Here is a 5,615-nt window from a genome sequence, read left to right on the forward strand (position 1 = left end):
GGCCGGGAGGGGGCGGCGGACGAGGGCTTGCTCAGTGGCCATGCCCATCAGTGTGCCCCGCCTCCTTCTCGGTCTCCTTGCCGGTCTCTCCCGCGGCCCGCTCCCCCGCCTTCACCGTGAAGGCGGCGGTCCGCACCTCGCCCTCGTGCTTGAAGTCGAGGTAGAGCCGGTACGTCCCGCTGCTCGGCGCGGTCGCCGTGAAGGAGATCTCCGGGCCCGGCTTCGTCTTGCCGTCGCCGGGCTCGCCGTTCGGGTGCACGTGCAGGTAGGCGAGGTCGCCGGCACGGAGAGCCACCAGGTGGCCGTAAGCGCCGAGGTACGGCTGCAGGTTGGTGACCGGTTTGCCGTTCTTCTCGACGCTGAGCTTCAGCTCCGCGCCCGCGCCGGGGGTGAGGGCGCCGTCGAGCTCGACGGTGTACCCGTCGACCTTGGCGGTCGCCGACTCCTCCGGGATCGCGGCCGGGCGATACGTACCCCCGACGGCCAGGTCGGCGCCGAGCGTGAGGCCCTCCGCGCCCTTCTTGTCCGGCTTGAAGTCGGCGAAGACGCGGTAGTCCCCCGCCTTCGGCAGCTTCACCGGCGTCGACCAGGTGCCGTCGGCGGCGCGGGTCGGGTGCAGATGCCTATACGTGGAGAAGTCGCGGGCCGCGAGGATCAGGTGCAGCTCCTTCTCGTGCTCCTTCGCGTACGCGGTGAGCGGCCGGCCGTCCTCGCCACGGACGGCGAAGCGCAGCTCCTGCTTCTCCCCCGCGGCGAGGCTCCGGGTCTCGAGGTCGAGGGTGTAGCCGCCCTCGGAGACCGCGAGGCCGCCGGGCGCGGTGTCGGCGGCGGCGCCGTGGCCGCCGTGGGCGCCGGACTGCTCCGGCTGCTGCGTGCCGTGCTCCTTGTCGTGCGCGGCCTTGGGCTCGGGCTCCGCGGATACGGGGTCCACGGCCTGGCCCACTCCGTACGCACCCCCGAAGGTCGCTGCGAGCGCTCCGGCGAAGACTGCGATCTTTGCTGTCGTATTCATGACCCCGAAGATACCCCCCCGGGGTATGAAGTCAACCCCCGGATCCGCTTGCATTCGAATAGGGGGTGGGGGTATACCTGATCGAGCACCACCCGATACCCCCCAAGGGTATGCATCGCAAGCTTCGCAACCGAGGAGGACCCCATGTCCACGCAGACCACCACCGTCTACGCCGTCTCCGGCATGACCTGCGGCCACTGCAAGGCATCCGTGACCGAGGAGGTCAGTGCGGTCCCCGGCGTCAGCGCGGTCGAGGTCGACCTCGCCGCCGGCACGGTCGCCGTCAGCACCGACTCGGGCGCCGCCCCGGACGACGACCGGATCGCAAAGGCCGTCGACGAGGCGGGCTACGAAGTGACCGGCCGGGCCTGACGGCAAGCAGTACCCCTTCGATACGCGCGCACGAGGAGCAGGACATGACCACCACCGTTCCAGCGACGGACACGGACACAGCCCAGGTCGAACTCGCCATCGGCGGCATGACCTGCGCCTCGTGCGCCGCCCGCATCGAGAAGAAGCTCAACCGCATGGACGGCGTCACCGCGACCGTCAACTACGCCACCGAAAAGGCGAAGGTGGAGTACGGGGAGGGGGTATCCGTCGACGACCTCGTCGCCACCGTCGAGAAGACCGGCTACACCGCCGCTCCCCCGCCCCCGCCGTCGGCAGGGGCCCCCGCGGAAGCCGCCCCGGAGCAGGACGAGACCCGCCCGCTCCGCGACCGTCTGCTCGCCTCGATCGCGCTGTCCGTCCCCGTCATCGCGCTCGCGATGGTCCCGGCCTGGCAGTTCGAGTACTGGCAGTGGCTCTCACTCACCCTCGCCGCGCCCGTCGTGGTGTGGGGGGCCTGGCCGTTCCACAAGGCCGCGTTCACCAATGCCCGGCACGGCGCCGCGACCATGGACACGCTGATCTCGGTCGGCACCATCGCGGCCTTCCTCTGGTCGCTGTGGGCGCTGTTCTTCGGTACGGCCGGCGAGCCCGGCATGACCCACCCCTTCGAGCTGACCATCTCCCGTACGGACGGCGCCGGGAACATCTACCTGGAGGCGGCGGCGGGCGTCACCACCTTCATCCTGGCCGGGCGCTATTTCGAGGCCCGCTCCAAGCGCCGCGCCGGCGCCGCCCTGAAGGCGCTACTCGAACTGGGCGCGAAGGAGGTCACGGTGATACGGGGCGGGGGTACCGAGACCCGTATCCCGGTCTCTGAGCTCGCCGTCGGCGACCGCTTCCTGGTCCGCCCGGGCGAGAAGATCGCCACCGACGGGACCGTGGTCGAGGGCGCCTCGGCCGTGGACGCCTCGATGCTCACCGGCGAGTCGGTGCCGGTCGAGGTCGGCCCCGGCGACGCGGTCACCGGCGCGACCCTGAACGCCGGCGGCCGGCTGGTCGTCGAGGCCACCCGGGTCGGCGCCGACACCCAACTGGCCCGTATGGCCAAGCTGGTGGAGGACGCCCAGAACGGCAAGGCGGCGGCCCAGCGCCTCGCCGACCGCATCTCGGCCGTCTTCGTGCCGGTCGTCATCGCCCTCGCACTCGGCACGCTCGGCTTCTGGCTCGGCAACGGCTCCGGCCTCACGGCCGCCTTCACCGCGGCGGTGGCGGTGCTGATCATCGCCTGCCCGTGCGCCCTGGGCCTGGCCACGCCGACCGCGCTGATGGTCGGTACGGGCCGGGGCGCCCAGCTCGGCATCCTGATCAAGGGCCCGGAGGTGCTGGAGAACACCCGTCGCGCGGACACCGTCGTGCTGGACAAGACCGGCACGGTGACCACCGGCAAGATGACGCTGCTCGCGGTGCACACGGCCGAGGGCACGGACGAGGCCGAGGCGCTGCGGCTGGCCGGAGCCCTGGAGCACGCCTCCGAGCACCCGATCGCGCAGGCCGTCGCGGCAGGGGCGGCGGACAAGGTCGGCGCGCTGCCGGCGCCCGAGGACTTCGCCAACGTCCCCGGCCTCGGCGTGCAGGGCGTCGTCGAGGGCCACGCGGTGCTGGTCGGCCGGGAGCAGCTGCTGGCCGAGTGGGTCATCGAGCTGCCGGCCGGTCTGGCGGCGGCCAAGCGGGAGGCGGAGGCGGAGGGCCGTACGGCCATCGCGGTCGCCTGGGACGGCGAGGCGCGGGCGGTGCTCGAGGTCGCGGACGCGATCAAGGACACCAGCGCCGAGGCGATCCGCCGGCTGCGGGCCCTGGGCCTGACCCCGATCCTGCTCACCGGCGACAACAAGGCCGTGGCCGAGGCGGTGGCCCGGCAGGCGGGCATCGACGAGGCGGATGTGATCGCCGAGGTGCTGCCGGAGGACAAGGTCGAGGTCGTCAAGCGGCTGCAGTCCGAGGGCCGTACGGTCGCGATGGTCGGCGACGGCGTCAACGACGCGGCCGCGCTGGCCCAGGCCGACCTGGGTCTGGCGATGGGCACCGGCACGGACGCGGCGATCGAGGCCGGCGACCTGACGCTGGTGCGCGGCGACCTGCGGGCAGCGGCGGACGCCATCCGCCTCTCGCGCCGCACGCTGGGCACCATCAAGGCGAACCTGGTGTGGGCCTTCGGCTACAACGTCGCCGCCCTGCCGCTCGCCGCGGCGGGCCTGCTCAACCCGATGCTGGCGGGGGCCGCGATGGCCTTCTCGTCGGTGTCGGTGGTGGCGAACAGCCTGCGGCTGCGGAGGTTCAAGGCGGCTGAGTGACCGGACCGGCGATCACGCGGCGGCGCCCGGCTCGTAGGATCGAGCCGGGCGCCGTCGCGTCGACTGCGCTGCGCTGCGCGTAGCAGAGGAGTGCTGCATGGAAACGGCCGGCATAACCGACGTCACTGAGGTCACCGAGGTCACTGAGGTCACGTCCGAAGCGGAGCTGCGCGAGATCATCGGCGAACCGCAGCCGCGCGCCGCCAACAAGGCCCGCTACGCCCTGCACGACCTGGACCGCCAGTGGCTGGCCAACTCCCCGCTCTGCCTGATCGCCACCTCCGCCGCCGACGGCACCTGCGACGTCTCCCCGAAGGGCGACCCGGCCGGCTTCACCCTCGTACTCGACGACACGACGATCGCCATCCCGGAACGCCCCGGCAACAAGCGCGCCGACGGCTTCCGCAACATCCTGTCCAACCCGCACGTCGGCCTGATCTACCTCCTCCCCGGCCGCGGCGACACCCTGCGCATCAACGGCCGCGCGCGCCTGGTGAAGGACGCCCCGTTCTTCGACGCCATGACCGTGAAGAACCACCGCCCGCAGCTCGCCCTCATCGTCGAGATCGACGAGATCTTCCACCACTGCTCCAAGGCCTTCCTCCGCTCCCAGCTCTGGAAGCCGGAGACCTGGAACGCGGAGGCGGTGCCGAAGCGCGCCCGGATCGCCAAGGCGCTGGACTCGCAGGAGATGTCGCTGGAGGCGCTGGAGGAGTACTACGGGCCGAGCTACGAGAAGCGGATCTACGGCTGACGCTCCAGCCAGGGCCTTCGCCCCGGCCCGGTCGGATGCGTGCCGGTGACACCCATGACCACCGAATACAGGCTGGTCTCCGCGGTGATGAAGAGGCGATTGCGCTTGGCACCGCCCCACGAGATGTTGGCGACCGTCTCGGGAATATTGAGGCGGCCGATCAGAGTGCCGTCGGGGTCGTAGCAGTGCACGCCGTCGTCCATCGCGGCGATCCAGAGCCGACCGCCGTCATCGAAGCGGAGGTTGTCGAAGCGCGCCTTCTCGCGCGCCGCCGCCTCGGCGAAGATCTTGCCCTCGGAGAGGGTGCCCTCATCACGTACGTCGAAGACCCGGATGAAGCCCGCCCGGGTGTCGGAGACGAACAACTGCCGCTCATCGGCCGAGAAGACCAGCCCGTTCGGCGCGCCGAAACAGTCCGCGACCAACCGCACGTCACCCGTGGCCGGATCGATCCGGTAGACGTTGTTGGCGCCGATCTCGCTTTCGGCGCGATACCCCTCGTAATCGCTGGTGATGCCGAAGTCCGGGTCGGAGAACCAGATCGAGCCGTCGGACTTCACGGCCGCATCGTTCGGGCTGTTCAGGCGCTTGCCCTGCCATCGGTCGGCCAGCACGGTGACGGTGCCGTCGTGTTCGGTCCGGGTCACCCGGCGATTGCCCTGCTCGCAGGTGACCAGCCGCCCCTCGCGATCGAGGGTGTTGCCGTTGGTGTGCCCGGCGGACCGGCGAAAGACGCTGACCGAGCCGGTCTCCTCGTCCCACCGCAGCATCCGGTCGTTGGGTATGTCGCTCCAGACCACCTGCCGCCAGGCAGGCAGATAGACCGGCCCCTCGGCCCAACGACAGCCGGTGTACAGCAGCTCCAGCGCGTCATCCCCGCTCATGCACCTCCCGCTACGGAACCGGTCGTCGAGCATCTCGTACAGCCCAGGGCGCTCACCGCTCACAAAGCCCACTCCCCAAGAAGACATCACTGATTGGCCGAACCTGATTCGATCACATCGACCGTGCGCTGCTCGCGGCACGCAGGCTGCTTTCGCCGCTGATTGCTGACGAGGCGTGATCCTCTCGACCAACCCGCGGACCGGCCGACCCGCCTACCCGCCGACCGCCCGACCAGCCAGCCAGCCGGCAGCGGGAACCAGCCCCTGTCTCTTACACATCT

The 5,615-nt window shown here is 70.9% G+C and carries 5 protein-coding genes; 3 read left to right on the forward strand and 2 right to left on the reverse strand.

Annotation, left to right across the window (positions count from 1 at the left end; genetic code table 11):
- Positions 1–31: 31 nt before the first annotated feature.
- Positions 32–1,012, reverse strand: a complete 981-nt coding sequence (locus tag G5C51_RS39410; protein ID WP_165245319.1) for a hypothetical protein — start codon at positions 1,010–1,012, stop codon at positions 32–34.
- Positions 1,013–1,156: 144 nt separating this feature from the next.
- Here G5C51_RS39410 and G5C51_RS39415 point away from each other — a divergent pair, with 144 nt between their 5' ends.
- The 3 genes from G5C51_RS39415 to G5C51_RS39425 all read left to right on the forward strand — a co-directional run bounded on the left by G5C51_RS39415 (position 1,157) and on the right by G5C51_RS39425 (position 4,450).
- The gene (locus G5C51_RS39415) at positions 1,157–1,384 is read left to right on the forward strand and encodes a heavy-metal-associated domain-containing protein (protein ID WP_165245321.1); all 228 of its coding nucleotides are present in this window, start codon (positions 1,157–1,159) and stop codon (positions 1,382–1,384) included.
- 44 nt (positions 1,385–1,428) lie between these two features.
- Positions 1,429–3,696: a heavy metal translocating P-type ATPase gene (locus tag G5C51_RS39420; RefSeq protein WP_165245323.1), complete on the forward strand. Its 2,268-nt coding sequence runs from the start codon at positions 1,429–1,431 to the stop codon at positions 3,694–3,696.
- Between the two features lie 97 nt (positions 3,697–3,793).
- Complete coding sequence (locus G5C51_RS39425; RefSeq protein ID WP_165245325.1) at positions 3,794–4,450, forward strand: pyridoxamine 5'-phosphate oxidase family protein; 657 nt, start codon at positions 3,794–3,796, stop codon at positions 4,448–4,450.
- Here G5C51_RS39425 and G5C51_RS39430 read toward each other — a convergent pair.
- Positions 4,441–5,421 carry an SMP-30/gluconolactonase/LRE family protein gene (locus G5C51_RS39430; RefSeq protein WP_206314813.1) on the reverse strand — a complete coding sequence of 327 codons (981 nt, stop codon included), beginning with the start codon at positions 5,419–5,421 and terminating at the stop codon, positions 4,441–4,443. The genes G5C51_RS39425 and G5C51_RS39430 overlap by 10 nt on opposite strands.
- Positions 5,422–5,615 lie beyond the last annotated feature (194 nt).

It is taken from the genome of Streptomyces coryli (assembly GCF_011044975.1).
In the GTDB taxonomy this organism is placed as follows: Bacteria; Actinomycetota; Actinomycetes; order Streptomycetales; family Streptomycetaceae; genus Streptomyces; species Streptomyces coryli.